Source organism: Catenisphaera adipataccumulans, from assembly GCF_014202755.1.
In the GTDB taxonomy this organism is placed as follows: Bacteria; Bacillota_I; Bacilli_A; order Erysipelotrichales; family Erysipelotrichaceae; genus Catenisphaera; species Catenisphaera adipataccumulans.
The window spans coordinates 39490-65344 of record NZ_JACHHK010000002.1 but is presented as its reverse complement, the minus strand read 5'-3'; the positions used below and the strand labels follow the sequence as shown (position 1 = coordinate 65344).

At 47.7% G+C, this 25855-nt stretch carries 20 protein-coding genes, 1 tRNA gene and 1 riboswitch; of the genes, 5 read left to right on the top strand and 16 right to left on the bottom strand.

Going from position 1 to position 25855, the window contains the following annotated elements; genetic code table 11:
- The first annotated feature begins 15 nt into the window (after positions 1–15).
- Positions 16–543, top strand: a complete 528-nt coding sequence (locus tag HNQ47_RS02460) for a DUF8052 family protein (RefSeq protein WP_183327209.1) — start codon at positions 16–18, stop codon at positions 541–543.
- Positions 544–608: 65 nt separating this feature from the next.
- Positions 609–2327 carry a carbon starvation CstA family protein gene (locus tag HNQ47_RS02455; protein ID WP_183327207.1) on the top strand — a complete coding sequence of 573 codons (1719 nt, stop codon included), beginning with the start codon at positions 609–611 and terminating at the stop codon, positions 2325–2327.
- A 44-nt stretch (positions 2328–2371) separates the two neighbouring features.
- Here the strand turns inward: HNQ47_RS02455 and trxA are convergent, their stop codons facing one another.
- The 9 genes from trxA to HNQ47_RS02410 all read right to left on the bottom strand — a co-directional run bounded on the left by trxA (position 2372) and on the right by HNQ47_RS02410 (position 11417).
- On the bottom strand, positions 2372–2692 hold the full coding sequence (trxA, locus tag HNQ47_RS02450) for a thioredoxin (protein WP_343052879.1): 321 nt from the start codon (positions 2690–2692) through the stop codon (positions 2372–2374).
- A 53-nt stretch (positions 2693–2745) separates the two neighbouring features.
- Complete coding sequence (purF, locus tag HNQ47_RS02445; protein ID WP_183327205.1) at positions 2746–4122, bottom strand: amidophosphoribosyltransferase; 1377 nt, start codon at positions 4120–4122, stop codon at positions 2746–2748.
- A gap of 41 nt (positions 4123–4163) precedes the next feature.
- The gene (locus tag HNQ47_RS02440) at positions 4164–4502 is read right to left on the bottom strand and encodes a hypothetical protein (protein ID WP_183327203.1); all 339 of its coding nucleotides are present in this window, start codon (positions 4500–4502) and stop codon (positions 4164–4166) included.
- Positions 4503–4544: 42 nt separating this feature from the next.
- Positions 4545–6122, bottom strand: a complete 1578-nt coding sequence (locus HNQ47_RS02435; protein ID WP_183327201.1) for a glucose-6-phosphate isomerase — start codon at positions 6120–6122, stop codon at positions 4545–4547.
- Positions 6123–6235: 113 nt separating this feature from the next.
- Positions 6236–6321: transfer RNA gene (locus HNQ47_RS02430), tRNA-Leu, on the bottom strand.
- A gap of 138 nt (positions 6322–6459) precedes the next feature.
- Complete coding sequence (locus tag HNQ47_RS02425; protein WP_183327199.1) at positions 6460–7992, bottom strand: hypothetical protein; 1533 nt, start codon at positions 7990–7992, stop codon at positions 6460–6462.
- Positions 7993–8170: 178 nt separating this feature from the next.
- The gene (locus HNQ47_RS02420; protein WP_183327197.1) at positions 8171–9844 is read right to left on the bottom strand and encodes a formate--tetrahydrofolate ligase; all 1674 of its coding nucleotides are present in this window, start codon (positions 9842–9844) and stop codon (positions 8171–8173) included.
- Positions 9841–11082: a phosphoribosylamine--glycine ligase gene (gene purD / locus HNQ47_RS02415; protein WP_183327195.1), complete on the bottom strand. Its 1242-nt coding sequence runs from the start codon at positions 11080–11082 to the stop codon at positions 9841–9843. The genes HNQ47_RS02420 and purD overlap by 4 nt, the downstream gene beginning before the upstream one ends.
- Positions 11083–11093: 11 nt before the next feature.
- On the bottom strand, positions 11094–11417 hold the full coding sequence (locus tag HNQ47_RS02410; RefSeq protein WP_183327193.1) for a cyclic-di-AMP receptor: 324 nt from the start codon (positions 11415–11417) through the stop codon (positions 11094–11096).
- Between the two features lie 86 nt (positions 11418–11503).
- On the opposite strand from HNQ47_RS02410, the gene HNQ47_RS02405 reads away from it, so the two are divergent.
- Positions 11504–13012, top strand: a complete 1509-nt coding sequence (locus tag HNQ47_RS02405) for a polysaccharide deacetylase (RefSeq protein ID WP_183327191.1) — start codon at positions 11504–11506, stop codon at positions 13010–13012.
- 63 nt (positions 13013–13075) lie between these two features.
- Here the strand turns inward: HNQ47_RS02405 and HNQ47_RS02400 are convergent, their stop codons facing one another.
- From HNQ47_RS02400 to uvrA, 5 genes are read right to left on the bottom strand one after another with little or no spacing between them, the layout of a single operon-like run.
- Positions 13076–13570 (bottom strand): PocR ligand-binding domain-containing protein, encoded by a 495-nt coding sequence (locus HNQ47_RS02400; protein ID WP_183327189.1) that lies wholly within the window; start codon positions 13568–13570, stop codon positions 13076–13078.
- A gap of 55 nt (positions 13571–13625) precedes the next feature.
- Positions 13626–14543 (bottom strand): NAD(P)/FAD-dependent oxidoreductase, encoded by a 918-nt coding sequence (locus tag HNQ47_RS02395; protein ID WP_183327187.1) that lies wholly within the window; start codon positions 14541–14543, stop codon positions 13626–13628.
- The gene (gene lgt, locus HNQ47_RS02390) at positions 14519–15943 is read right to left on the bottom strand and encodes a prolipoprotein diacylglyceryl transferase (protein WP_246346017.1); all 1425 of its coding nucleotides are present in this window, start codon (positions 15941–15943) and stop codon (positions 14519–14521) included. Before lgt ends, HNQ47_RS02395 begins: the two co-directional genes overlap by 25 nt.
- Positions 15933–16895 carry an HPr(Ser) kinase/phosphatase gene (gene hprK / locus HNQ47_RS02385; protein WP_183327183.1) on the bottom strand — a complete coding sequence of 321 codons (963 nt, stop codon included), beginning with the start codon at positions 16893–16895 and terminating at the stop codon, positions 15933–15935. Before hprK ends, lgt begins: the two co-directional genes overlap by 11 nt.
- A 1-nt stretch (position 16896) precedes the next feature.
- Positions 16897–19722, bottom strand: a complete 2826-nt coding sequence (gene uvrA, locus HNQ47_RS02380; RefSeq protein ID WP_183327181.1) for an excinuclease ABC subunit UvrA — start codon at positions 19720–19722, stop codon at positions 16897–16899.
- A gap of 286 nt (positions 19723–20008) precedes the next feature.
- On the opposite strand from uvrA, the gene HNQ47_RS02375 reads away from it, so the two are divergent.
- A complete protein-coding gene (locus tag HNQ47_RS02375) occupies positions 20009–21121 on the top strand; it encodes a hypothetical protein (RefSeq protein ID WP_183327179.1) in 1113 nt (370 codons plus the stop codon).
- A 61-nt stretch (positions 21122–21182) separates the two neighbouring features.
- On the opposite strand, the gene HNQ47_RS02370 is transcribed toward HNQ47_RS02375, so the two are convergent.
- Together HNQ47_RS02370 and HNQ47_RS02365 are read right to left on the bottom strand one after the other, a co-directional pair.
- The gene (locus tag HNQ47_RS02370; protein ID WP_183327177.1) at positions 21183–21944 is read right to left on the bottom strand and encodes a creatininase family protein; all 762 of its coding nucleotides are present in this window, start codon (positions 21942–21944) and stop codon (positions 21183–21185) included.
- Entirely contained in the window at positions 21945–22568 is a 624-nt protein-coding gene (locus tag HNQ47_RS02365) for an ECF transporter S component (protein ID WP_221247940.1), read from the bottom strand.
- Between the two features lie 106 nt (positions 22569–22674).
- Positions 22675–22793: riboswitch (FMN riboswitch) on the bottom strand.
- Positions 22794–23245: 452 nt separating this feature from the next.
- Between HNQ47_RS02365 and HNQ47_RS02360 the strand changes: the two genes are divergently transcribed.
- On the top strand, positions 23246–25543 hold the full coding sequence (locus HNQ47_RS02360) for a coiled-coil domain-containing protein (RefSeq protein WP_183327175.1): 2298 nt from the start codon (positions 23246–23248) through the stop codon (positions 25541–25543).
- Positions 25544–25855 lie beyond the last annotated feature (312 nt).

Here is a 25855-nt window from a genome sequence, read left to right as displayed (position 1 = left end):
ATCAGAGGAATCAAAATGAATCGAGCGGAATATATCGAAAAATTATTAACTTCGTATGAAAGCTACTATAATGTCCATCACATCGAAGATGACACCCCGCTGACGGCCCGATGTGATTTTCATATGGAAAACAATCGTTATGTCCTGAATAAACGGAATGTCTTATGGAGCACGAACAGCCATGAATACTGCTATGTGTTCAGCATCCCGCATCTGACGGATGATCTTTATCATACCTTTCAAAAAGAAGTATACGAAAAGGGCATGGCGTTGATCAAAGCCGGACAGGAAGAACATCTGGCGACCAATCTTACCTTATTGATCGTGTGCGACACGTGTGATGCAAAAGCAGCCAAAGCATTGAAACATTGCCGCCTGCATGAGGACTTCCGCTTCGGTTTAGACGGCTGGATGAATTTCCGGACCGCAATGGTCTGCATGAGCAATGAAAAAGTCACGGCCAATTTAAGCGGCCACGACTTGAAGAAACTGCTCCGGCAGTTTTTTAAACAGAACACCCGCACGGTGTTTTCCCAAATTTAGTCTTGTTCTTTCCGGGTTTCGGAAGGTGCAAATAGATAAGGTTTTTATGTAAGGAGGATTTTTTTATGAACGCAGCAGTCTTGTTGTTGATCGGCATTGCCGTTCTCGCCTGCGGATATTTGTTCTACGGACGATGGCTTGCCAAAACCTGGGGAATCGATCCCAATCGTAAGACCCCGGCCTACGAATACAAAGATGACGTCGACTATATGCCGGCTAAACCTGCCGTATTGATGGGCCATCACTTTTCTTCGATCGCCGGTGCCGGCCCGATCACAGGCCCGGTCCAGGCAGCTGTCTTCGGCTGGGTCCCGGTCGTTTTGTGGATCTTGGTCGGCGGTATCTTCTTCGGCGGCGTACATGATTTTGGTGCCTTGTTTGCATCCGTACGTCACAAAGGACAGTCGATCGGTGAGATCATCGCCGATACGATGGGCACGAAGATGAAGAAAATGTTCATGGTGTTTGCCTATTTGACCTTGCTTCTGGTCGTGGCTGCCTTCGCTTCGATGGTTGCCGGAACATTCAGTGCGACCTTCAAAGCCAACGGCACTGTTGATATGGCCGCCAGTGCATCGAATGCGACGACCGCAATGATTTCTTTATTGTTTATCGTGCTGGCAATTATTTTTGGTTTTATGATCTATCGCCGCAACGCACCGCTGCTGCTGTCTACGATCTTAGGCTGCGCTGGTATCGTATTGATCATTGCCATCGGTATGAACTATCATCCATTCTATTTATCAAACGCAACTTGGATGATCATCATCGGCATTTACATTGCCGTGGCTTCGATCGTGCCAGTTTGGCTCCTGCTGCAGCCGCGTGATTATTTGAGCTCATTCTTACTGTATTTTATGATGATCGTCGCCGTACTGGGTATCCTGGGTTCACATCCGAGCATTGCCTCCATGCCGATGTTCACCGGCTTTTACAATGAGACCCAAGGTTACTTGTTCCCGGCATTGTTCGTCACCATCGCCTGCGGTGCCATTTCCGGTTTCCATTCACTGGTTTCTTCCGGAACGACATCCAAACAGCTGGACAATGAAAAACATGCCTTACCGATCGCGTACGGCTCGATGTTGATTGAATGTGTCCTGGGTATCTGCACGGTTTGTGCGGTCAGCTACATTTGGACGAAATACGCCGGCGGTGAGATCACCAACCCGATGCAGGTCTTCTCGATCGGTATCGCATCGATGGTCGCCAGCATTCCGGGTCTGTCCGGTACGCAGAGCTTCCTGCAGACGATGCTGATCCTGGCGATCTCGGTATTCTGCCTGACATCTTTGGATACAGCGACTCGTCTGGCTCGTTATACGTTCCAGGAATTCTGGCTGGATGAAGGCGAGACCGTTGCGGATGCGACTGGCTATAAAAAAGTTCTGACCAACCCATACCTGGCAACCATCATTACCGTTGTATTGGGTATCGGTTTAGGTATGACCGGTTATCTGCAGATCTGGCCGCTGTTCGGTGCTTCCAACCAGCTGTTAGCTGCCGTTGGATTACTGGCTGTCGCAACTTGGTTAGGAAAAGTCGGCAAGAACAACAAAATGTTCTACTTCCCGATGATCTTCATGCTGATCGTCACGGTCACTTCGCTGACCTTAACGGTCCGCACCAATGTAGCGAACTTAAGCAGTGGTTTGGCAACCGATCCAGGATGGGATGTTGCCCGTACGATCATTGCCGTGGTCTTGATCGTTTTGGCGATCATTCTGGCCATCGATTCACTGCGGACCATCGTAAAACAAAACAAAGCAAAGAAAGCGGCATAAGCCGCTTTTTTCATGAAAAAAGCCCGCATCTGCGGGCATTTCTTTTACGCTAAATGACTGTCCAGCCACTGCTGCACCTGCGGCTTTGCCTGATAGCCGGCAAAGCTTGCAGCTTGTTTGCCGTTCTTGAATAAGATCACGGTCGGTACCGCCATGATGCCAAACTGACCGGCCAGATCCGGTTCCTGATCGACATCTACTTTTACAAACTGGCAGCGGCCTTCGTATTCACTGGCCATGGATTCCAGCAGCGGCGACAGCATTTTACATGGGCCGCACCACGTTGCGAAGAAATCCACCAATACAGCGTCTTCTTTCATTAATTTATTAAATTCATCTTGATTTACAACTTTCATGATATCCACCTCATTTCTGTGTTCATCGTACGGAAAATTTGGCGATTTCGCACTTCAGATGCTCAGTCTTCCAATTCCTTTCCGTGTGTATATAAATTTGTCACATACTTGCCGTCAAAACAAGCCAGGCATAAACCAATCTGACCGGCTACTTCACGCATATCTTCCACTTCCAGATAGCGCAGCGAATCCGCCTTGATATAATCGCAGATCTCCTCGACATTCAGACGGGCCCCGATCAGTTCCGCTCTTGTGGAAGTATCCACACCGTAGAAACATGGATATGCGAACACCGGACTGGCAATGCGCACATGCACCTCTTTGGCACCGGCGCTTTTCAGCAGCTGAACGATCCGACGCGAGGTCGTCCCGCGCACGATCGAATCATCGATCATGACGACCGACTTGCCGCTGACCACGCTTTCGACCGGGCTCAGCTTCATGCGTACGCTCTGATCCCGCATGGCCTGGGTCGGCTGAATGAACGTACGGCCGACATAGCGGTTCTTAAATAAACCGGTTTCAAACGGCAGGCCCGATTCTTCGGCATATCCAATCGCTGCCGAAAGCGAGGAATCCGGTACTCCGACCACGATATCCGCATGCAGATCCTGATCCTTCCGGGCCAGCACAGCACCTGATTCTTTGCGGAACGTATGCACGTTCTTGCCTTCGACCACACTGTCCGGCCGCGCAAAATAGATGTATTCCATGGCACACATGTGATGACTGATATCATTGGTATATTGATAATGTTTCACGATATCCTTGGAGAACTCGACGATTTCTCCTGGTTTCAGATCATAGCTTTCATAGATGCCCATGACCTCAAAAGCACACGTCTCTGAACTGATGACATAGCCCTGGCGGCACGGCGCATAGCTTAGCGGCCGGATGCCGTAGCGGTCACGCACCGCATAAATGCGGTCTTCGTCCATGACCAAAAATGAAAACGCACCGTCCAGCTTGCGGGCTGCCTGCGTGATCCGTTCCAGCAGTGTTCCGCGTTCATATTGGATCTGATGCAGGATCACTTCGCTGTCGCCGGTGCCCTGAAAGATAGCACCATGATTTTCCAGCTCCAGCCGCAGTTCCACATCATTATCGATCTGCCCATTATGCGATACAGCCAGACAGCCATTGTGTCCTTTTGACACGATGGGCTGAATGTTTTCTGCTTCCTGTCCGCCGGCGGTCGAATAGCGCACGTGACCGATGGCGGTGTTTCCTTTCATCGCACTCAGTTTTTCTTTTTGAAAAACATCAACGGTCAAGCCCTTGCCTTTATAGGAATTGATCGTTTCCCCGTCCGAGACGGCAATACCGCTGGATTCTTGTCCCCGGTGCTGCAATGAATGCAGACCATAGTACTCCAACATTGCCGCGTTTTCAACGTGATAGACGCCGAAGACACCGCATTCTTCATGTATTTCTGCCATTTTTTGTTCTCCTTATCGGTATTACCATTCTACCACAAACGTCAATCCGTCTGCATCGTAAACGTGTCGGAATCATCCGGCTCAAAATCATAAAACATCTGCTCTTCACATTCTTTATCGTAGGAAACCTTGATGGTCAACGTATTGCCGGATTTTTTGATCACGGTGTATTTCAGACTGTCATACCATTCTTTGTCTACTTCGTTATATGGATCGAGTTCTTTTTTCAGCGCCGGATCCTTGGTCACCGTATCATCTTTCACGATACAATATTTTGTTAGGTCGATCGGCTTATAGACACTTTGATGATCGAAGATCAGGTAAAACACGATCACCAGGACCGCCGCGCCGATGCCCAGCCATGTGCGAATATCTTTCATATGGGTATTGTATCAAAAAAGCCCGCGGCTGCGGGCTTAAAATTAAATCTCAAACAAATCACTGTAAACAGCCAGAGCACCGTCGGTATCGTGTGCAAGGACACGTTTTGCCAGGACCTTGCCCAGCTGAACACCTTCCTGGTCAAAGCTGTTGATATTCCAAGTGAAGCCCTGGTACATGACTTTGTTTTCAAAATGTGCCAGTAACGTACCTAAAGAAGCCGGTGTCAGTTTCTCACCGATGATGACGCTGGACGGACGTCCGCCGTCAAAGCGCTTGTTCGGGTTGTCATCGTCTTTGCCGCACGCAAAGGCAACGATCTGAGCAGAAACATTGGCGCACAGTTTCTTCTGGCTGGTGCTGCCTTCGATGACCACATCGTTTCCCATCTGTGATTCTTTAAAGCCGACGAACTGCAGCGGAACGATCGTCTTGCCTTGATGCAGCAGCTGATAGAATGAATGCTGTCCGTTGGTGCCTGGTTCACCGAAGATGATCGGACCGGTCACATAGTTGACCGGATCGCCATAACGGTTGACAGACTTACCATTGGATTCCATATCCAATTGCTGGAGATGGGCCGGGAAACGGCTCAAAGCCTGTGAATACGGCAGAACAGCCGTTGTATCGTAACCCAGGACATTGCGTTCATAAACACCGATCAGTGCATCCAGCAGCGCTGCATTCTTGCGGATATCCGGATCTTTGGCGGTTTCATCCGCTTTGGCTGCACCATTCAGGAAGTCGGCATATACATCCGGTCCGAAAGCCAGCGACAGGACAGCGCATCCGACCGCAGAAGAAGTCGAATAACGGCCGCCGATGTAATCATCCATGTAGAAAGCATCCATAAAGCCTTCATTCTTTGCCAGCGGGCTGGTCTCACTGGTCACAGCGATCATATGTTTGGCCGGATCCAATCCTGCTTTCTTCAATGCATCCTGAACAAATGCACCATTGGTCAATGTTTCCAAGGTCGTTCCGGATTTTGAAACCAGAATAAACAGCGCATGTTCCACATCCAATCCGTACAAAACAGCCGAAGCATCATCCGGATCGACGTTGGAGATGAATTTTGCCTCCATCTTTAATTTATTGTTTACTTTTGCCCAGTTTTCCAATGCCAGATAAATAGCGCGCGGACCTAAGTCACTGCCGCCGATACCGATCTGTACGACGATCTTATACGGTTCGCCTTTTTCGTTGGTCAGTTCACCGCTGTGCACCTTGTTTGCGAATTCTGCAATACGATGCTGCTGAGTCGTGTAGAATTCACGTTTATTGACACCGTCCACAACAACATCTTTGCCCAGCTGACTGCGGCAGAGATGATGCAGGACCAAACGTTTTTCACCCGTATTAATCACTTCACCGTTGTACAATGCGGCATATTTCTGTGTCAATTCCGCTTCATCCGCCAAAGCCTGCAGCTGATCCAGGATCTTATCGTCAACTGCTTTTGCGGCATAATTATAAGCCATTCCTTCGGCCATCGGTACGCTGTAGTTCTTTACTCGGTCTGCACCATTTGATCCGGTCATGACATCGCGGACATTCACTGGTTCCGTGTTTTTCAGCGCATCGAACGCCTTCAGTTCATCTAAATTTTTCCAGTTCATTTCTGTAATTCCTCCTTCGGCTTGTGATGTGTTACTTCGATTTAATAATAGTATATTTACACATTTTTTCCAACAGAAAAAAGTCCGGTTCTCCCGGACTTTCGTTTTTTACATGGTGCAGAAGAAGGGATTTGAACCCTCACGAGATCTCTCTCACTGCCGCCTGAAGACAGCGTGTCTGCCGTTCCACCACTTCTGCATTTTTCTGTAGCTTTTTTATTATATCGTAATTTCTCAAATAATCAAGCCTTATTTTCATGCTCCCATCAGCCGATCATGAAAATATTAAAAGAACCTATGAGCATAAAAACTCATAGGTTTTTAGTTAAACTATAGATCATTCGTTAAAATAAATGTGATATTCAGTGACTCCATTATAATCGACACGTGATGAAATCGAGTATGATGAACAGCGTCCGCTGGCAGCCTGCTGCTCACCATAAGCAACAGCCTGATTATAATCCAGCGCTAAAGCCGCTGAACTTTCGCCATTGTCAAAGATACCACCATTTTGTCTCGCAAGTTCAACCATATAACGATCCTGTGCTTTAGCGGCTTCCGGCGTCATTCCGGCAAAACCGTTCGGATAATCATCAAATACGGAATGTCCGGTATCAGCGGATGTATTCGATGAAGACTGCGAATTCTGATTCTTTGTTTGTTCATCGGAAGAGCTTGAGGCGGAATCGTCTGCTGTGTCACTGTCAGACGAATTATCTTTTTTATCTTCTGATGTTGTGTCTTTTTTGGCCATTTCTTTTCTTTTATCCTCGATCTCTTTGATACTTAAGCGTTTATCGGAATCGCTCTTATATTGATAATTGAAAGATGTATAACCGTTGACTGATTTCCCTTTCTGAAAGAGTTCCTTCGTCTTCTCTGAGATGTCAAGCATCTGCACGGTCATATCCCCATTCATGACCTTCTGATATGTGGATGCGGAAAGCGGAACAGTCTCATCCAGCATCGGTGTCAATTTTTTCCCCTTCTTCAGATCCTCTTCAGAAAGAATGTGAATCACAATAGATTTTTTTGCTTTATTCCCTGCCTTATCTTTTGCTGAGACCTTGACGGTTTGTTTTCCGGTTTTCTTTAGAGAATACTTGGAAAAAGACAGTGATACCTTTGATTTATCGGTGACAAGAAAATACCGGGAAAGATCAACGTCTTCTGCATCCTGTTCGATGAAGATTTCCGACGGGGCGATTTGAAACACGGGCTTTTTCGTGTCTTCAACGATGATATTGACCTTTTGGGTATCTTTGGCCTCAGTGAGCTGCACAGTATAATGCCCAGATAATAAATACGGATGGCCATTTGAAACGACCGTTTTTGATTTTGGATCATACGTATAGTGTTTTGAATCCGTCATCAACTTGGATGAAACCTTTGTATTCTTAACGTCTTTGCCTTTCATTTCATCGGTGTTCAATAGTTTGGATTTAGACAAAACGACTGGTTTTCCCAGTTCGACATGGACCGTATCCGCGCGAACAACCATCGTTTGACCAAAAGAAAGCTGGCTGACAATGAGAGCAGCGCATATGGCCAATGCGATCCCAACGACAATCTTCGGACCGCGTTTTGATTTGTGTTCCTGTTTATGCGGTGCAGTATCGGCAGAATATTTAGGTGTATTTTTTCTATTAGAACCTTCTGGGTCCAACGTCGGAACGTCATTTGGATCAAATGTTGGCATGGACCCGATGATCTCATCATCATCGTATGCGGATGGTTCCGGTGTTTTGATTGTTTCATTCGTATGCTCCTGATCTGACAAGATGTTTTTATACTTCTTGAAATCATCGCTTGTCAAGGCTTTACTGTCTACAAGGACCTTTCTGTGTTTTCTGTGTTCATTTTCTGACATGATTGGCTTCTTCCTTTATTTATGTATTATTTTATTTATACGCAATATTTCGGCATTTGTATTATATCAATAACCCCTTATATTTCAAAATTTGAGCAGTTATCGATATTATGTGAAATGAATTTTTTCATTTGAATTCTTTCGCCCACAAAAAAAGCCTCCTACAGGAGGCTTTTGATCAGAACAAGCCGACGATCTTGCCGTTTTCATCAATATCCATATCCAAAGCGGATGGATGCTTCGGCAGACCTGGCATCGTCAGCACCTTGCCGGTCAGCGCCACGATAAAGCCGGCACCCAGGCTCGGACGCAGTTCACGCACCGTGATGCGGAAGCCCTGCGGCCGTCCCATGATCTTTCCGTTGTCGGTCAACGACATCTGTGTCTTCGCCATGCAGATCGGCAGTTTATCCCAGCCCATCTGATTGAACGTCTCGATCTGTGCCTTAGCCTCATCGGTAAAATCAACGCCGTCGGCACCATATACCTTGGAAGCGATGGTTTCGATCTTTTGTTCGATGGGTTCATTCACATCGTACAACGGCGCATAATGATTTTCCTGATCGCACAGGGCCATGACCTGATCGGCCAGATCCAGGGCACCTTCGCCGCCTTTGGCCCAGACTTGCGACAGCGACATCGGATGACCGTTTTCCTTGCACCAGTTTTCTAATGCTGCAATTTCTTTCTCGGTATCGGTTGCGAACTGGTTGATCGCGATCACATACGGCAGACCAAACTGCTGGATGGTGTCGATATGCTTCGCTAAATTGCCGCAGCCCGCTAACATCGCATCGACGTTTTCTTCCTTCAGATCCTCAAACGCTACACCGCCGTGCTGTTTCAACGCCCGGATCGTCGCCACGATGACGACCGCGTTCGGATGCAGACCGGCCAGCCGGCATTTGATATCGAGGAACTTCTCGGCACCCAGATCGGCACCGAAGCCTGCCTCTGTGACCGTATAATCTGCCAGTTTCAGACAAGCACGCGTCGCAATGACCGAGTTGCAGCCATGCGCGATATTCGCAAATGGACCGCCGTGGATCAGCACTGGATTATGTTCCAGTGTCTGCACGATATTCGGCAGGATGGCATCTTTCATGACCATGGCCATGGCACCCTGAATGCCCAGATCACGGACATAGACCGGATCGCCGTCGTAGGTATATGCCACCAACATATTTGCGAAACGTTCTTTAAGATCCATCAGATCATCGGCCAGACATAAAGCGGCCATGATCTCGCTGGCCACGGTGATGTTGAAGCCGTCTTTGCGCTCTACACCGTTGACTTTCGCACCCTGGCCGATGGTAATGTTCCGTAAGGTGCGGTCATTCATATCCATGCAGCGTTTGAATGTGACATTTTCCGGATCGATATGCAGCGGATTTCCCTGATAAATGGAATTGTCCAGGGCAGCACACACTAAGTTGTTCGTCGTCGTGATCGCATGCATGTCACCGGTAAAATGCAGGTTGATGTCTTCCATCGGCACCACCTGGGCATAACCGCCTCCGGTGGCTCCGCCCTTCAGACCGAATACCGGTCCTAAGCTCGGTTCCCGCAGTGCCATCATGGTCTTCTGACCGCGCAGATTCAGCGCATCCCCTAAGCCAACGGTCGTTGTACTTTTCCCTTCGCCGGCTTTGGTCGGGTTGATCGCGGTAACCAGGATCAATTTGCCGTCCGGGCGGTCCTGCAGCTGTTTCAAATAATCAAAAGAAAGCTTTGCTTTATATTTTCCATAAGGCTCCAGGCAATCGGCCGGAATACCGACTTTTGCGGCTACATCCGCAATCGGTTCCATGGGTGTTTCCTGAGCGATCTCTATATCTTTTTTTACTGTCATTTGTCCATGTCCTTTCTGCCGATATCATGACGATAGAATAAATCCGAACATTTTACTTTGGCGACTTCCTGATATGTTTTTTTGAACGCTTCCTCCAACGTATCGGCTAAGGTCGTGATCATCAGCACACGGCCGCCGTTGGTCACCAGCTGACCCTGTTCATTTGTTTTGGTGCCCATATGAAAGACCAGTCCGTCTACCTGATCCAGATTTTCGATCACAGCGCCTTTTGTAGAAGATGCCGGATAATTGGTGCTGGCCAGGACCACACCGTGGCTGACCTGATTGGTCCATTCCAGTTCAACCGGGCGATCTTCCATCACATCCAGCATCGCCTGAACGAAATCGCTCTTTAAGCGCGGCAGGATCACTTCGGCTTCCGGATCACCGAAACGGGCATTGAATTCGATGGTCTTTACACCGTCTTTGGTTTCCATCAAACCGCCATACAGAAAGCCGGTAAATGGAATGCCTTCATCGACCAGTGCCTGTGCCATCGGCAGAATGATGCGGTCCAGCGCTTCCTGACGCAGAGCCGGGGTGATCTTTTTGACCGGACTGTATGAACCCATACCGCCGGTGTTCGCACCGGTATCTCCGTCTCCCACCGGTTTGTGATCCTGTGCCACTTCCAGCGGAATGACCCGATCGCCATGGACCAGACTGATCAAAGAAAATTCAAATCCAACCAGGCACTCTTCGATGACCACCCGGTTGTTATCGATCGCAAATGCGATATCCAGTGCCTTTTTGGCTTCATCCAGCGTCTGTGCAACAGTTACACCTTTGCCAGCTTTCAGACCGTCTTCTTTGATGACGATCGGTGCCCCTTGTTTCTGTACATACGCCCAGGCATCTGCCTCATTATCAAAGGTCTGATACGCTGCCGTCGGGATGTTATATTTTTTCATGATCCGTTTCGCAAAGTCTTTACTGGATTCGACCTGCGTCGCTGCCTTGGTCGGGCCGAAAATCTTCAGTCCGGCCGCCTGGAACGCATCCACGATGCCCAGTGCGAGCGTCGCTTCCGGACCGACCACGGTTAAATCGACCTGACGCTCCTTTGCCAATTTGACCAGTCCGTCAATATCATCATCGGCTACATCGACACATTCCCCGAGCGCCGCCATGCCCGGATTGCCCGGGGCCATCAATAATTCCGTACACAATGGAGAACGGTGGCAAGCCCAAGCCAGGGCATGTTCCCGTCCGCCTTTTCCGACAACTAAGATCTTCATATCGTTCTCCTTTATAATTTATAGAATTGATCTACGCTCAACACAAAAATGGTTGCGCCGCCGACGGTAATTTCCATCGGAAAAGATGTGAAGACGCCCATATCGTACCCAGCCGTGCTTTGCACAACTTCCTTGCGGCGCGAAGAATGTGCACCTAAGATCTTGATGACCGGTCCGACTTCATCTTCTTCACAGCCAATGATCAACGTTGTATTGCCGGCGCGCAGAAAGCCGCCGCTGCTGGAAAGCTTGGTTACATAGAAATGTTTCTTGACCAGTGCCTTGACACAAGCCGAGGCATCATCATTGGAAACAATAGCGAGTACGAGTTTCATGTTCATTCACCTCTTGTGTAAATATTATAACAAAAAGTGGTTGAGTTTCTGCAAATATTGTATAATTTGCCTAAGAGACTATGCGTATGAAAAGAAAAGCGAAAAGAAAGAGGAAACTAGCCAGCAAGAGATTTCGCCACCGTTTGATTGCAGCAGCCATTGCGCTGCTCCTTTTATGCGGGATCGTCCGGCTTATTTATTTGATCGTACAGCCGATCGTGCTGAACGATACGACCGTTGAAGTAGAGGTCGATCAAAATTATGATCCCAAAAGCAATCTGAAATATGTCTTTCTCGGCGATGAAAGTCAGGTGACCGTCGCCGGTCAGGTCAACACGAAAAAAGCCGGTGATTATACGATCACCTATCAATATCATGATAAAGAAAAAACGGCCACAGTTCATGTTTATGATGACGTCAAGCCAAAATTGACCGTTCAGAACTATACGACCGATACAGTAGAAGAGGTCAAAGCCAAACGTTTTGTTCAGTCGGTAAAAGACAATTCGAAAGTGACAACGACTGCCGATATCGAAAATGATGCGAATCAAACCGGCACTTACAAAGTGACCGTCACAGCAAAGGATGCCTATGGCAATCAGACCACGAAAACATGCAAACTGATCCGGAAAAAAGACAAGAAAGCACCGACCATCAGCAATGTGCGGACCACGACGCTGTTATCCGGCGAAAAGCTGGATACTTCAGATGTAAAGGTCAAAGACAACTACGACGATGATCCGGATCTCAAGCTCGATGATTCGGATGTCAATTATAAAAAGGCCGGCAAATATACCGCGGTATATACGGCGACCGACCGTTCCGGAAACACATCCAAAAAGAAACAGAAAGTCCGGATCGTCACCGATGATACAGAGAAATATGATAAGATCGTCTATCTGACCTTTGATGACGGCCCGTCTGCCAATACCAGCAAGATCTTGAAGATCCTGAAAAAATACGATGCCAAAGCAACGTTCTTTGTCACCGGCACCGGTGAAGAATATAACGATGAGATCCGCAAGGCATATGAACAGGGCAACAGCATTGGCCTGCATACGTACAGCCATGATTATTCCATCTACAGCACCGAGAAAACCTATTTGGCCGATTTAAAAAAGATTTCTAAACTGGTGGAGGAAGAGACAGGAGAAAAATCGACCATCATGCGTTTCCCGGGCGGCTCCAGCAATACGATCAATGAAAACTATACGTCCGACGGCCAAAATATCATGCCGACATTGATCGAGGATGTCGAAAATATGGGCTATGAATACTACGACTGGAACGTCGATTCACAGGATGCCAGCGGCAACAATGTCTCCGTCAGCGTGATCGTCTCCAACGCGACCAGCAGCGATGAAAGCTATGTTAATATTCTGATGCATGATTCGGGGTCGAAAAGCACGACGGTAGAAGCCCTGCCGAAGATCATTAAATATTATAAAAAGAAAGGTTATGTTTTTTTACCGATCACTAAAGGCAGTTATGTGGTCCATCATCAAGGCGTCGTCGATGAGGCATCCGATGATACCGGGACCACCGATACAAGTACGGATACAGGCACTGATGAAGAGACAGCGGCTGCACAATAACAGGAGCATGCTCCTGTTTTTTTTGCATGAAAAAAGGCAGATGTTTCCACCTGCCGTCATGATCTATTCTTCGACATATTTTGCGTAGAAATCCAACAGTTTCTGCAAAACTTCGATGCTGGCCTGTGCCTGATCTTCGTTCATGACTTTGATCTTATCGTAGTTTTCCAGCAGGATGGAGCGCGAAACATTAAAATCTTCTGACAATTTTGCGACCCACTCTTCACTGTTTTCGATCTGTGTTCCGGTAATGACGCCTTCACTGATGATCGCGCCTTTCACATTGCCGATATGAACCGGTACGGTCCATTTTACCACACCTGCATGGCACGCAAAGGTCTGCACTTCATTGGATTCAACGGCGCTCTTGACATATTCTGCCTCAACCTCATCGCATAGTGCGACCGCCTTGGTGCTGGTCTTAAAACATTTACAAAAATAGTTTCGTTCCTGCGCGCCGTCATAAGTCGCATTATCCGCATTCACAAAGTAGCTGCGCAGACCGCTGACCTGCTCATAAGCATTCATCGCTTTCTGGATGGCTTCCATCGCTTTCATAGTTATCACCTCAAAAAATTCTTCCTGATATTATTGAAACACTAAATGTAAGCCTTTACAACCTTTTTTGACGGATTTTTTTACTGGCATCCTGTGCCGCAACGGCGCCGTCACTGACCGCTGTCGCAATTTGCCGCAGATCCTTGGCTACGATATCCCCGGCGGCGTAAATGCCCGGCACACTGGTCATCCGCTGCTCATTGACACGCACAAAGCCATTCGTATCCAGAATACCTAAATTGACCAAGGCGCTGCTCATCGGATTTTGGCCTTCGTATGGGAAAATGCCTTTGACATCCAGCGTATGCAGATCTCCGGTTTCTGTATCCTCGATCACCAGACCGGCCACTTTATGATCCGCGCTCAGAACTTCCTTCGGCCGATGGTGCAGGATCAATTTGACTTTCTCATCGTGCAGGACGCCCTGCAGACCTTCATCCGCTGTAACTTCCTTCTCCTGCGTCACGATATAAATATGATCGGCAAACTGTGTCAGGAACTCGGTTTCCTCCAGCGCGGTATTGCCGCTGCCGATCACGGCTACGTCTTTGCCGCGGAAGAAAGCCCCATCGCAGACAGCACAGAAGCTGACGCCATGGCCGACATTCTGCGCCTCACCTGGAATGCCCATCATTTTTTCCCGTGTTCCGGTCGCTACGATGATCGCTTTCGCCTGGATCACCGTGCCGTCTGCCAAGGTCACGGTCCGGTCTTTGGAGATGTCGGTCACTTCACCGTATTCATAGGCAGCGCCGAAAGCAGTCGCCTGTTCAAGCATCTTGGCCGCCAGATCTGCCCCGTTGACTTCGCCGGTCCCCGGATAATTCGCAATTTTATGTGTCTTCAGCAGCTTGCCGCCGGGCGCGCCGCTTTCGATCATTACGGTTTTCAAGCCGGCTCTGGAACCGTACAAGGCGGCACTCATGCCTGCCGGTCCGGCGCCGATAATTACCAAATCGTATTGTCGCTCCATGTTCGGTCCTCCTTTATCAAATCAACCAACTGGCTTAAATCAGAGATCTGCGCACACGGATGCAAAGCAGCCATCTGTGTATCCTGGCCGTAGGCAACAGAGAAAGCCGCCATGTTTTTGGCGGTTTCGATATCGCCTGCCGTATCTCCGATATAAACACAATCGTCATGATTAGTATGCAGAAGATCGCACGCTTTTATCAAGCCGGATGCACTCGGTTTGGGAGCCGGGAGATCCTGAACGCCTAAAACGACCTCAAAATACTCATTCAGTCCGGTCACTTCCAGACCGCGGCATACAGCATCGTGCCGCTTATTGGATACCACCGCCATCGGAATGTGCATATCTTTCAAAGCCTTAACCGTTTCCGAAGCATGCGGCATTGGTTTGACTTGATCATAATGCGCAAACATGATCGATTCATACTCTTCTACCAATTGATCCGGATCTTCATCCGACAGAAACCGGCGGAAAGATTCTTCCAGCGTCGGACCTAAAACTGTTTCCAGTTCTGCTTCCGTCAGCTGCCGGTCCGGCTGGTGATCACGCATCACTTTGGTGAAGGTATCAAAGATCAACGGTTTCGAATCGATCAGGACCCCGTCCAGATCAAAGATCACGGTCGGTTTCTGGCGGCGATGGAAAAGGCCGGCCAAACCGCAGATCCCCACGATCACAAAAACGACCGAGATGACCTGCGCCATGCGCAGACTGCCCGCCATCAATGAATCCGTACGCATGCCTTCGACAATAAACCGGCTGATGCCGTACCAGATCAGATACATCCAGCCGGCATCGCCGCGCCGGCGGTACAGATGTCTGCGGAAGATAAAATAAATAAACAAAAAGCCGCACAGATCCAATACACTTTCATATAAGAACGTCGGCTGCCGATAGGCACCGTCGATGTACATCCGCTCTTTGATGAACTGCGGAAAATGTGCATAATAACTTTCCGGCACGATCCCGCCGTAGGCTTCCTGGTTCATAAAGTTTCCCCAGCGTCCGAAGGCCTGGGCCAGAAGGACATTGGGCATGATCGCATCGAACATACGCAGACAGGAAATTTTGCGTTTCTTAAAATAAACGATGCTGAAGAGCAGGCCGGCGATCAGGCCGCCGTGAATGGCCAGCCCGCCATGCCAGATCGCAACAATTTCATTGGGATTCTGGGAATAATACGGCCATTGAAAAATGACATAGTAGATCCGTGCGCCGATGATGCCTGTCAAAAGCATCGGCAGCAGGTAGTCTTCCAGGATACTATGTTCATATCCCCATTTTTTCATCGTTCGCTGGGCCAGCGCATACGCACAGAGGGCACCGGTCAGGATCAGCACCGCATACCATGCGATATGAAAAGAGCCGAGCGAGAGAATGTATCTCGAGTCAGGACTCATCGTTTTCATCTCCTTCTTCGGCTTCTTTGTTTTTGGCGATCTGATTCAGGACCCGGTCTTCGAATTCCTTGGCTGAATCACTTCCCGCCAACATCAACATATAGTTTGAAACAGCGCTTTCGATGATCACGCCCATCGGACGGCCGGCACTGACCGGGATCCGCATTTTCAGGATCCGTTCACCGAACATCTCTGTATATTCTTTTTCTTCAATGCCCACACGGTCATATTCCATCGAATCATTGAATGGCTCCAGCACAATATGCAGCTGAATTTCTACTTCGCTGGCGTAGGCGCCGACACCGAACATCTTACTAATATTAATGACACCGACACCGCGCAGTTCCATAAAACCTTCAAGCAGTTTGGTCGTACGGCCGACCAGCGAGTTATGAATGTGGTAGCAGTCGACCCGGTCATCGGCAACCAATTGGTGGCCGCGTTTGATCAGTTCCAAAGCGATCTCGCTTTTTCCCATACCGGACCGGCCGGTGATCAACACACCGATGCCAAAAATACGCATCAATTCGCCATGGATAATGATGGATTCTGCCAGCTCTTCATCAAGAAAGTTCGTGACATTGACGATGACCCTCGCCGTGTTGACATTCGACTTGAATACCGGGAAGTTTTTCCGCTGGGCGATGTCGATCAAAGTGGACGGGCACTGGCAGCCATGACAAATGACGATGGCCGGGGTTTCTTTGGCCGTCAAAAACTCAAATGAACGCCGCTGACTGACTTCGTCCATTTCTTTTTCAATATAGCCGATTTCTTTCTCACCGAGGATCACCAGACGTTCTGTCTGAGTATCCGGAAAATACCCTGCCAATTCCAGGCCCGGACGATTCGTGTCGGGCATGACCAGCGGCCGTTCCAGACTAGATGCATCGCCCGCAACTTGTTCCCATTTAAATTTTTCTGCCAGATCTTTTACGCAAACTTTTGACATTTTATTTACCCCGTTCCAATAAAGGCTTTAAATACTGCCCTGTATAACTGTTTTCACATTGACTGACGGTCTCCGGCGTTCCTGTGACGACCACCGTTCCGCCTTCATCGCCGCCTTCCGGTCCTAAATCGATCAGCCAGTCGGCACATTTGATCACGTCCAGATTGTGTTCAATGACGATCACGGTATCGCCGTGGTCCACCAGACGCTGCAGGACGCTGATCAGCTTGTTGACATCATCGCTGTGCAGACCGGTGGTCGGTTCATCCAAAACGAACAATGTTTTGCCGGTCGGCTTTTTCTGCAGCTGGCTGGCCAGCTTGATCCGCTGGGCTTCGCCGCCGGACAAGGTCGTGGCCGGCTGTCCCAATTTAATATACGACAGTCCGACATCATTCAGCGTTTGTAACTTATGCCGGATCTTGGAGATGTTCGAAAAGAAGTCCAGTGCTTCTTCCACGGTCATATCCAGCACTTCGGCAATGTTTTTGCCTTTGTAGCGGACTTGCAGCGTTTCTTCGTTGTAACGCGTACCGCCGCATTGGTCGCAGGTCACATAGACATCCGGCAAGAACTGCATGGATATACGCAGGATGCCGTCGCCCTGGCAGGCTTCGCAGCGTCCGCCTTTGACATTGAACGAGAACCGTCCTTTGTCATACCCTAACATCCGCGCTTCTTTGGTCTGGGCATACAACGCCCGGATGTCATCGAAGACGCCGGTGTAGGTCGCCGGGTTGGAGCGCGGGGTGCGGCCGATCGGATCCTGGCTGATCTCGACGATCTTGTCGATGTTTTCCATGCCTTTGATGGCTTTGCATCGGCCTGGTGTTACATGGGCCCGGCCCAGTTTGTGCTGGATGCCGCGGGTCAAAACTTCCGTGACCAATGAGGATTTACCGGAACCGGATACACCGGTGACGACGGTAAAGGTGCCGAGCTTGAAGTCGACCGTGACTTTTTTCAAGTTATTCTGCGTAGCCTGGACAACACGTAATTTCTTGCCGTTGCCGCGGCGCCGTTTTGTCGGTACTTCGATGCGTTTTCGGCCGCTTAAATAAGCACCCGTCAACGAATTTGGATTGGCCATGATCTCTTCCGGTGTGCCAACAGCAACGATCTCGCCGCCGTGAATACCGGCACCCGGTCCGACATCAACGATATAATCGCTGGCGCGCATGGTATCTTCATCGTGTTCCACGACGATCAAGGTATTGCCCAGATCACGCATTTCTTTTAAAGCATCGATCAGGCGGTCATTGTCCCGCTGATGCAGACCGATGCTCGGTTCATCTAGGACATACATGACGCCGGTCAGTTTGGAACCGATCTGTGTCGCCAAACGGATGCGCTGGGCTTCGCCGCCGGACAGCGTTCCGGCCAGACGGTCCAGCGATAAATAGCCCAGACCGACATGATCCAGAAATTCCAGGCGATTGCTGATTTCGCGGACGATCAGGTTGGCAATCTTCGCATCGGTTGGATCAAGATCCAAGTTTTTCATGAATGCGCGGGCTTCTTTGATGCTCATCTGTGTCCATTCATAGATGTTCTTGCCGCCGACCTGCACGCTTAAAACTTGTTCGTTCAGACGGGCCCCATGGCAGGTCGGACATTCCTGATCCGAGATGAACGAGCCGTACCATTCACGGGAAAAGGCGGAGCCGGTTTCCTGATAACGGCGTTCGATCATCGGGCAGACCCCTTCGATGTATTCGTTTTTCTGCTGGACGATGCCGGAACGTGAATGCAAGGTATACGCGATCGGTACATCGGAGCCATATAATATTTTATCCAATTGATCGGCCGGCAGATCCTCGATCGGCGTATCCATATCAATATGATAGAAATCAATCAGATTTTTCATCCGCTGCCATTCGAGGTTTTCCGTATTGACAATGTTCTTATAATAACGGATCCCGCCCTGGTTGATAGAAAGACTGCGGTCCGGCATGAGTAAATTCAAGTCCACTTTCTGGGTGATGCCCAAGCCTTTGCAGGTCGGGCAGGCGCCGTAGGGCGCGTTGAATGAAAATAGTTTCGGTTCCAGTTTCGGGACCGAGAAGCCGCAGATCTTGCAGGCATAGTTGCTGGAAAACAGCGTTTCCTGCTCTTTGGTCAGCAGCACGGCCAGTCCGTCGCTCAAATTTAAAGCCGTTTCCAGAGAATCATGGAAACGCGAGCGGTTATCCTTCTTGACGATGCGGTCGACGACCACATCGATGTTGTGTTTTTTGTTTTTTTCCAAAGGGCCGACTTCTTCCAAATATTGGATCTCTCCGTCAATGCGGGCACGCACATACCCTTCTTTGATCAATTTTTCGATCAAGTCTTTGTGCATGCCTTTTTTGCCGCTGACGATCGGGCTTAGGATCGTGCACCGGGTCCCGTCGGGCAGTTCCATGATCTTATCGATCATTTCTTTAATGGTGCTGCCGGTGATCGGAATATGATGATGCGGGCAGTACGGCACGCCGATGCGGGCATACAAAAGCCGCAGATAATCGTAGATCTCCGTTGCGGTCCCTACCGTACTGCGGGGATTGTTTGATGTGGTTTTCTGATCGATCGCAATGGCTGGTGATAAACCATCGATCTGGTCGACATCCGGTTTTTCGCTGTTGCCAAGAAACTGACGGGCGTAAGCGGATAAAGATTCCATGTAGCGGCGCTGTCCTTCGGCGTAAATCGTATCAAATGCCAGTGAAGATTTTCCCGAACCGGAGGCTCCGGTCATAATGACAAACTTGTCCTTCGGGATCTTTACGTTGACATTTTTCAGATTGTTTTCGCGGGCACCTTTGATGACAATATATTTTTGACTCAATTCTGACCTCTCCTATATATAGACAAAAAGGGGACTGAGCGTCCCTTACTTCTTTGTATCGAATACATTTTATCATGATTTCTGCAGATAGAAAATATATTGCCTAAAAACATGTGAAATTTTGAATAAATCCATATTTTTTTGATCCACTTGTTTTTTATTTCAAATTCTTTAACAAAAAATTTACAAATACGATAATTTTAATGGTTTTAAATGTTGATGTGCTACATTTTGTTGAATTTATTTTAGCCTTCCTTTATTATTAACTTAAAGGCAGGTATTGAATATGAGTGAAGACAAATTCAGCGATTCCGGTTTCGACGAAACAAACGCCGAAAATACACAACCGGAAAACACGGCAGCGGATGCCGCTTCAGAAGCGGTGAACACGCAGCCGGAACAAGAAACAACAACTGCACCGGAAACTGAAACTGGATCCGCCCCGCAGACAGAAGAACATCATGGTCCGCAGCTGGAATTCAATACGGAAACTCCGCAAGAATCTCAGCCGGCTGCACCAGAACCGCAGCCGGAACAGCACACCGGTCCGCAGACAGAATTTAATTCTGGGACCCCGGTGCCGCCAGGCCCGGTACCGCCGCAGCCATCCGGACAGCCGCAGCCGCCGCAGAACAACCAGCCGCAGAAGAAGGCCTATTATAAAAAGACTTGGTTCAAGGTCCTAGCAATTATATTAATTGTTGTCTTTGGTTTTGCGGCAGGTACCGGAAGTGATTCGGCAGCCGAAGATTATAATGATGAATACAGTGATGAAGACAGCTCTTATGATGATGAGAATATCGATGATATTTCATCGATCTCGGCGGTCTACAATGGTTCTAGGAAAGCTGGCACGGTCATCAATAATAAATCTGACATCATTGTCACGGCCCATTACAACGATGGATCCGTGGCTTCGGTAAAAGGCTGGAAAGTACGCAAGAAACAAAAACTGGAAAAAGGCAAAACCAGCTATGTCATTATTGAATATGCCAATCAGACAACGACCTTATCGATCAAGTGTTCCGATTCCAATACTTCCAGTTCATCCAACGATGCGGCCAAAGACGCATATGCAACAGTGAATTACGATGATCTGATCAACGACGAATCCGGTCATATGAGCGATAAGATCACATTCCGCGGACAGATCGTCACGTGTGAAGATTCTGATGATGGTATCAATATGATCATTGCGACGCAGCAGGATTCTGCCGGCAACTGGAACCAGCATCTGATTTATTGCTACTATGCTTACGATGATGACGATTCACACTTTGCGCAAGGCGACATTATAACGATTTACGGTACATACTATGGCAATGAGACCGCGACAAGCGGTGACGGTCAATCATTGACAGTGCCTACTATCCTCTGCAGAATTGTTGAAAAATCTTAGTTCTTATGCGGATGCAAATGCATCCGCTTTTTTCTTGCCTGCTTCCCATAAAAAAGGAGCATTATTGATGCTCCTGAATTTGTATCAATCGATCAACAACAGCGCGGGCGCTGGCTTTGAGAATGATCTCGCCCTTTTCTTTTGTCGCGCCTTTGGGATCCCCGCCGATTCCGATAGGGGTGCCGTCCTCCGTGACCCAGTCTTCGGCGATCCAGCCGATGCCATCCTGCAGTGCATGGTTGGCAGCATGACCGGCCTGCGCTCGTTCTAATTTCACAGAAGACGCATCAATAGCCATTGCCATGGATGTTTCCATCTCACCGCCATGGAAATCAAATGTATTGTCCGGAGAAATGGTTGCCTGCACTTCGGGATCATCAAACGCACCGGCATTCCAAACATAAAGGTTTGTGCCGTATTCACTGCGGATCTGGCGTGAAACGACCTGCGCCATTGCGGTGTTGCCGCCATGGCAGACCAGCAGAACGACATTTTGAAAACCGTGGTGAGCCAGGCTTTCGCACATATCATACAACACATGGTAATAAGTCTCTGCCCGGAAAGTGACCGTACCGCAAAAATTTTTATGTTCCGTGCTCAGTCCGATCGGCATCGCCGGCATGACGAGCAGCGGATAATCCGATGCCCGCTGTGCAAGCTCTTTTTCAATATAATCGGGCAAAGCATTCGCGATCATCCAATCTGTTCCCAAGGGGGCCTGGTTTCCATGTTGCTCCAAGGCGCCCAAGGGTAACAGAACAACAACATGTTCTCGGTCGGCTTCACGCATTTCCTGCGTGGTCAGCCGATGATAGCGCATCATTTAGCACGCACTCTCCGGTTTATAAAAATTTACATCTGTACGAGCCGATGCCAGGCGTACTAAGATGAAGTATCCAATACCGTAGTTGGCAGCGATCTTGATCAGGTTGAACGGAATCGTCGCAAACAAGATAAAGCTGCGCAGATCGGTAATGCTTGGGTTGACCGAAGCGACCATCTTCACGATCGAATCAACCGGCATGCCCATTGCTCGTGCATACAGCGGCAACGTGATATATGCGTTGACGAAGCAGGCAAATCCTGTACGGATCAGCATACCGAAGAACAAGGAAGCCACCACGGCTTTTTTGGTTTTGCCCATGGCTTTGTAGATCAGCCAGGTCGGAATGATGAACAGCGCGATCGCAATTAAGTTTGCCAGTTCACCGATGCCGAAGCTGTAAGAACCGACGGTAGCGATCTTAACGACAATTTTGATCACTTCAACACATGCTGCGGACAGCGGCCCCATCGTAAATAATGCGATGATGCTCGGTACATCACTGAAGTCAATTTTGTAGAAAGTCGGCATGAACGGCAGTGAGAATCCCAATGACATCAGCACACCGGCCAGTCCGCCTAAGATCGCGGTCAATACAAGTTTTTTTACGCTCCATTTTTTCATAATAAGCACTCTCCTCTTTTCTTCCTCAAGAGTAAGTTCTTTAGAAACGAAAAAACTCAGGCATCGAGGCCTGAGTTTGATTCCAAAAATACGAAAAAATCTCGTTTTTTGTCTTCTACCATCCAGACTATACTGTCGGTATCGGAATTTCACCGATTCAGTCGCCTTAGCGAGTCGCGGACTGTCACCGCCGGTAGGGAATTTCACCCTGCCCCGAAGAACTTATTCATTGATCACTCGTATACTAGCACATATTTCCAGCCCATGCAACAAATATGACTCTATTTGTGAAAAAAATCCCAAGTATTTTTACGATACCGCTTACATCTTTTCTGTTTGTATATTGTATTGATCGCTGATCAATATTTCTTATAACGATCGTAACGATTCTCACAAACAGATCACAAATAGGAATCACTCGGAAATTCATCAATTATCGTTCATGTTTTCATATACAATGCGTAAAATGTCGTTAATCTAATGTTAATGTGACATTATTTATGTTATTTACATTATATTTTTTGAACAATACAATACATTTTGTTATATAATGTTGTCTGCAGCATAATAGCACTTTTAAAACAAACCGCAGGAACGACGAGGGATATAAATGAAGGGAGCAAGCGATTTGTCTATCTGCCTTTGGCAATAGTTTCAATGTCGTTCTGAATAGTAATATGAAAACCACGATGCAAAAAGATTTCACAACCTTAGCGGCTGCTATTACAGTTATTGGTGCAGCTCCGGCGATCAAAGCAATGGCCGCTCCGGTCTTGGCTGAAGAGTCCGCTGCTCCGAAAGCCATACAAACGACCGTAACGGAACAGAACACTTCGACAACACTGGAAAACGATCTGGAAACTGCTTCAGTCAATGAAGCGGCTGCTCAGTCCAACATGAATACCGCAGCTGCCGATTTAACGACCGCTGAAAACACGGAAGCCTCCGTAAATCAAGCGTACAAAGACACAGCCGCTGAAAAAGAAGATCTGAAGAATTCTATCGACAACGATCTGGAAAACTTGAAAGAGCAAAAAGATGCCAAATCAGACGAACTTCAGGAACAGATCACAGAGACAACCAAAGAAAAAGACCAGCTGAACAGCGAACTGGAAACGAAACAATCTGATCTGGGAACAAAGAATCAGGCTGTTCAAGGCGCGGAAGATGCATTGACAGAGGCAATAAATACAAAAGATGCAAATGAGAAAAAAGTATCCGAAGCAAAAGACGCTGTAACCAAAGCACAGGAAGTTTTGAAAAATGCACAAACTGCTTACGATGAAGCAAACGAAAAAGTGAAGAAACTGACTGATGATTACAATACGAAAACTTCTTCTCTGGAACAAGCAAAAAATGACTTGGCTGCAAAGCAGTCTCAATTAGAAACACTGAAGAATGAATTGAGCAAGGCGCAGGCTGATCTGCAGGAAAAAGAAGCAAACTTAGCAGCGATGACAAATCAAGATGCTATTAATCAGGCTAATTCGGATTTGGAAGCAGCTAAAGCAAAAGTCAACGACCTGCAAAGTCAAATTAATACACTAAATACGAATATCAACAACCAGAAGACAACTGTTGATCAGCTGCAGGCTCAGGCAGACGCCTATGACACCACTGCACTGGATCAGGCACAAGCTGATTTACAGGAAGCGCAGGCAAAGTACGATGACGTAGCGGCCGCTTACGATCAGGCACAATATGATTACAATCAGGCGCAGGCAAAATTTGAGATTGCTAGCGCAAATTTCTATGCGCTGATGTCTGGGTATAAGCCTGGTATGGATCTTCCCGACGGTGCAGAAGAAGCGCTTGATAAACTTGAAGCCTGCGGCATGGATATGACCTTGAAAGAAACAACTCTTACGGGTACTGAAAGCAAAAAGAAAAGCGCGGAAGAGAATTTGAATACAGCGAAAGCAAATTACGAGACAGTTTGGGATGAACACAAACCTTATAGGAATCTTCTGTATAAACTACAGACAGAAAAGGGCTTCTTAGCGAATTTGAAAAAGCAGTTGTCAGATCTGAACGCGAAGCTGCCGGCTGCTCAAGCTGATGAGAAGGCAAAACAGGAAATTGTGGATGCCTACAACAACTTTGATGCTGAAGCAGCTCAAGCTGAAATCGATGCTCTGAAAAAAACAATTTCTCACAAGCAAAATGCGATCAGCACGCTGAACAATGAAATCAATCAAAAACAATCTGAAATTGCTACATTAACTTCTGCTATCGAATCAGTAAATGCGGATCTTGAGACCGCAAAAGCAGATGCCGCATCTTCAAAGAACAATTTATCCGCAAAACAAACTGCATTAAATCAGGCTCAGACATCATTAACTGAAAATGAGAACGCTTATAAGAAAGCGAGTGAAGATTTCCAAAAAGCGCAGGAAGCACTGACCAGCGCTCAAGATGCTGCTGATGCCGTGAATGCGGAAGTTTCCCGTTTGCAGGAACAACTTCAGAACACGGAACAGAAACTGACAAAATTGACAAATGCGAAGAATACAGTCGATTTTGAAAAGACCGCTGTTGCCAATGCGATTGCCGCATGGACATCCGTCAAAGCTGGATCGGATGATTCGATCGTCGCTTCGATCGATGAATTAAATCCGATTTCTGTTAATGTTGAAAAATATAAAGCTCTGCGTGCAAAAGAAAATGACCTGAAGGCCGCTTATGAAGCTGCAAAGGAAAACACCAATAAGAAGCGCAAGACCTTGATCGCCGCAAAAGCCGCATATGAAAATGCTGTAGCTGCACGGATCAAAGCCGAAAAGGCAATCGAAGATTACATTGCGGGTCTGACAAAGAATAGCGACAAAGCGATCGTTATCAAAATGAACAACAATGCCAACAGCGTACAAACCGGCACTGAGACCAACTACATCGTATATGTAGCAGGCATGGTTCTGACCGGCGCCCTGGCAGTTGCTTTCTTAAATAAACATCGTAAAGAATCCGAAGAATAATTTTCTACAAAAGAGGGCCTTCCCTCTTTTTTTTTTGATTCTAATCAATAATGTTCTTTGAAACGCTATATAGAACGATTATAAATCAAACGATATCAACATAGTTATTTTATTTTGATCATATTAACGAAAATTCATCCACGCTTTATTATTATTCAGACGAAAAGCAGTTGAAATGAAAGAAAAATTGAAATCTTCCGGCACCACACTTATCACCGATTTTGTATGGTATGTCATATTAATTTCATTAATTGTATTATTTTTAATATATTTTTTAATGCAATATGACACAATTTGTTATATAATATTGTT

Excerpts from the sequence above, each read along its gene's own strand:
- HNQ47_RS02460 (WP_183327209.1), top strand. The coding sequence starts at position 16 with ATGAATCGAGCGGAATATATCGAAAAATTATTAACTTCGTATGAAAGC.
- HNQ47_RS02455 (WP_183327207.1), top strand. The coding sequence starts at position 609 with ATGAACGCAGCAGTCTTGTTGTTGATCGGCATTGCCGTTCTCGCCTGC.
- purF (WP_183327205.1), bottom strand. The coding sequence starts at position 4,122 with ATGGCAGAAATACATGAAGAATGCGGTGTCTTCGGCGTCTATCACGTT.
- HNQ47_RS02440 (WP_183327203.1), bottom strand. The coding sequence starts at position 4,502 with ATGAAAGATATTCGCACATGGCTGGGCATCGGCGCGGCGGTCCTGGTG.
- HNQ47_RS02435 (WP_183327201.1), bottom strand. The coding sequence starts at position 6,122 with ATGAACTGGAAAAATTTAGATGAACTGAAGGCGTTCGATGCGCTGAAA.
- HNQ47_RS02425 (WP_183327199.1), bottom strand. The coding sequence starts at position 7,992 with ATGTCAGAAAATGAACACAGAAAACACAGAAAGGTCCTTGTAGACAGT.
- HNQ47_RS02420 (WP_183327197.1), bottom strand. The coding sequence starts at position 9,844 with ATGACAGTAAAAAAAGATATAGAGATCGCTCAGGAAACACCCATGGAA.
- purD (WP_183327195.1), bottom strand. The coding sequence starts at position 11,082 with ATGAAGATCTTAGTTGTCGGAAAAGGCGGACGGGAACATGCCCTGGCT.
- HNQ47_RS02410 (WP_183327193.1), bottom strand. The coding sequence starts at position 11,417 with ATGAAACTCGTACTCGCTATTGTTTCCAATGATGATGCCTCGGCTTGT.
- HNQ47_RS02405 (WP_183327191.1), top strand. The coding sequence starts at position 11,504 with ATGAAAAGAAAAGCGAAAAGAAAGAGGAAACTAGCCAGCAAGAGATTT.
- HNQ47_RS02400 (WP_183327189.1), bottom strand. The coding sequence starts at position 13,570 with ATGAAAGCGATGGAAGCCATCCAGAAAGCGATGAATGCTTATGAGCAG.
- HNQ47_RS02395 (WP_183327187.1), bottom strand. The coding sequence starts at position 14,543 with ATGGAGCGACAATACGATTTGGTAATTATCGGCGCCGGACCGGCAGGC.
- lgt (WP_246346017.1), bottom strand. The coding sequence starts at position 15,943 with ATGAGTCCTGACTCGAGATACATTCTCTCGCTCGGCTCTTTTCATATC.
- hprK (WP_183327183.1), bottom strand. The coding sequence starts at position 16,895 with ATGTCAAAAGTTTGCGTAAAAGATCTGGCAGAAAAATTTAAATGGGAA.
- HNQ47_RS02375 (WP_183327179.1), top strand. The coding sequence starts at position 20,009 with ATGAGTGAAGACAAATTCAGCGATTCCGGTTTCGACGAAACAAACGCC.
- HNQ47_RS02370 (WP_183327177.1), bottom strand. The coding sequence starts at position 21,944 with ATGATGCGCTATCATCGGCTGACCACGCAGGAAATGCGTGAAGCCGAC.
- HNQ47_RS02365 (WP_221247940.1), bottom strand. The coding sequence starts at position 22,568 with ATGAAAAAATGGAGCGTAAAAAAACTTGTATTGACCGCGATCTTAGGC.
- HNQ47_RS02360 (WP_183327175.1), top strand. The coding sequence starts at position 23,246 with ATGAAAACCACGATGCAAAAAGATTTCACAACCTTAGCGGCTGCTATT.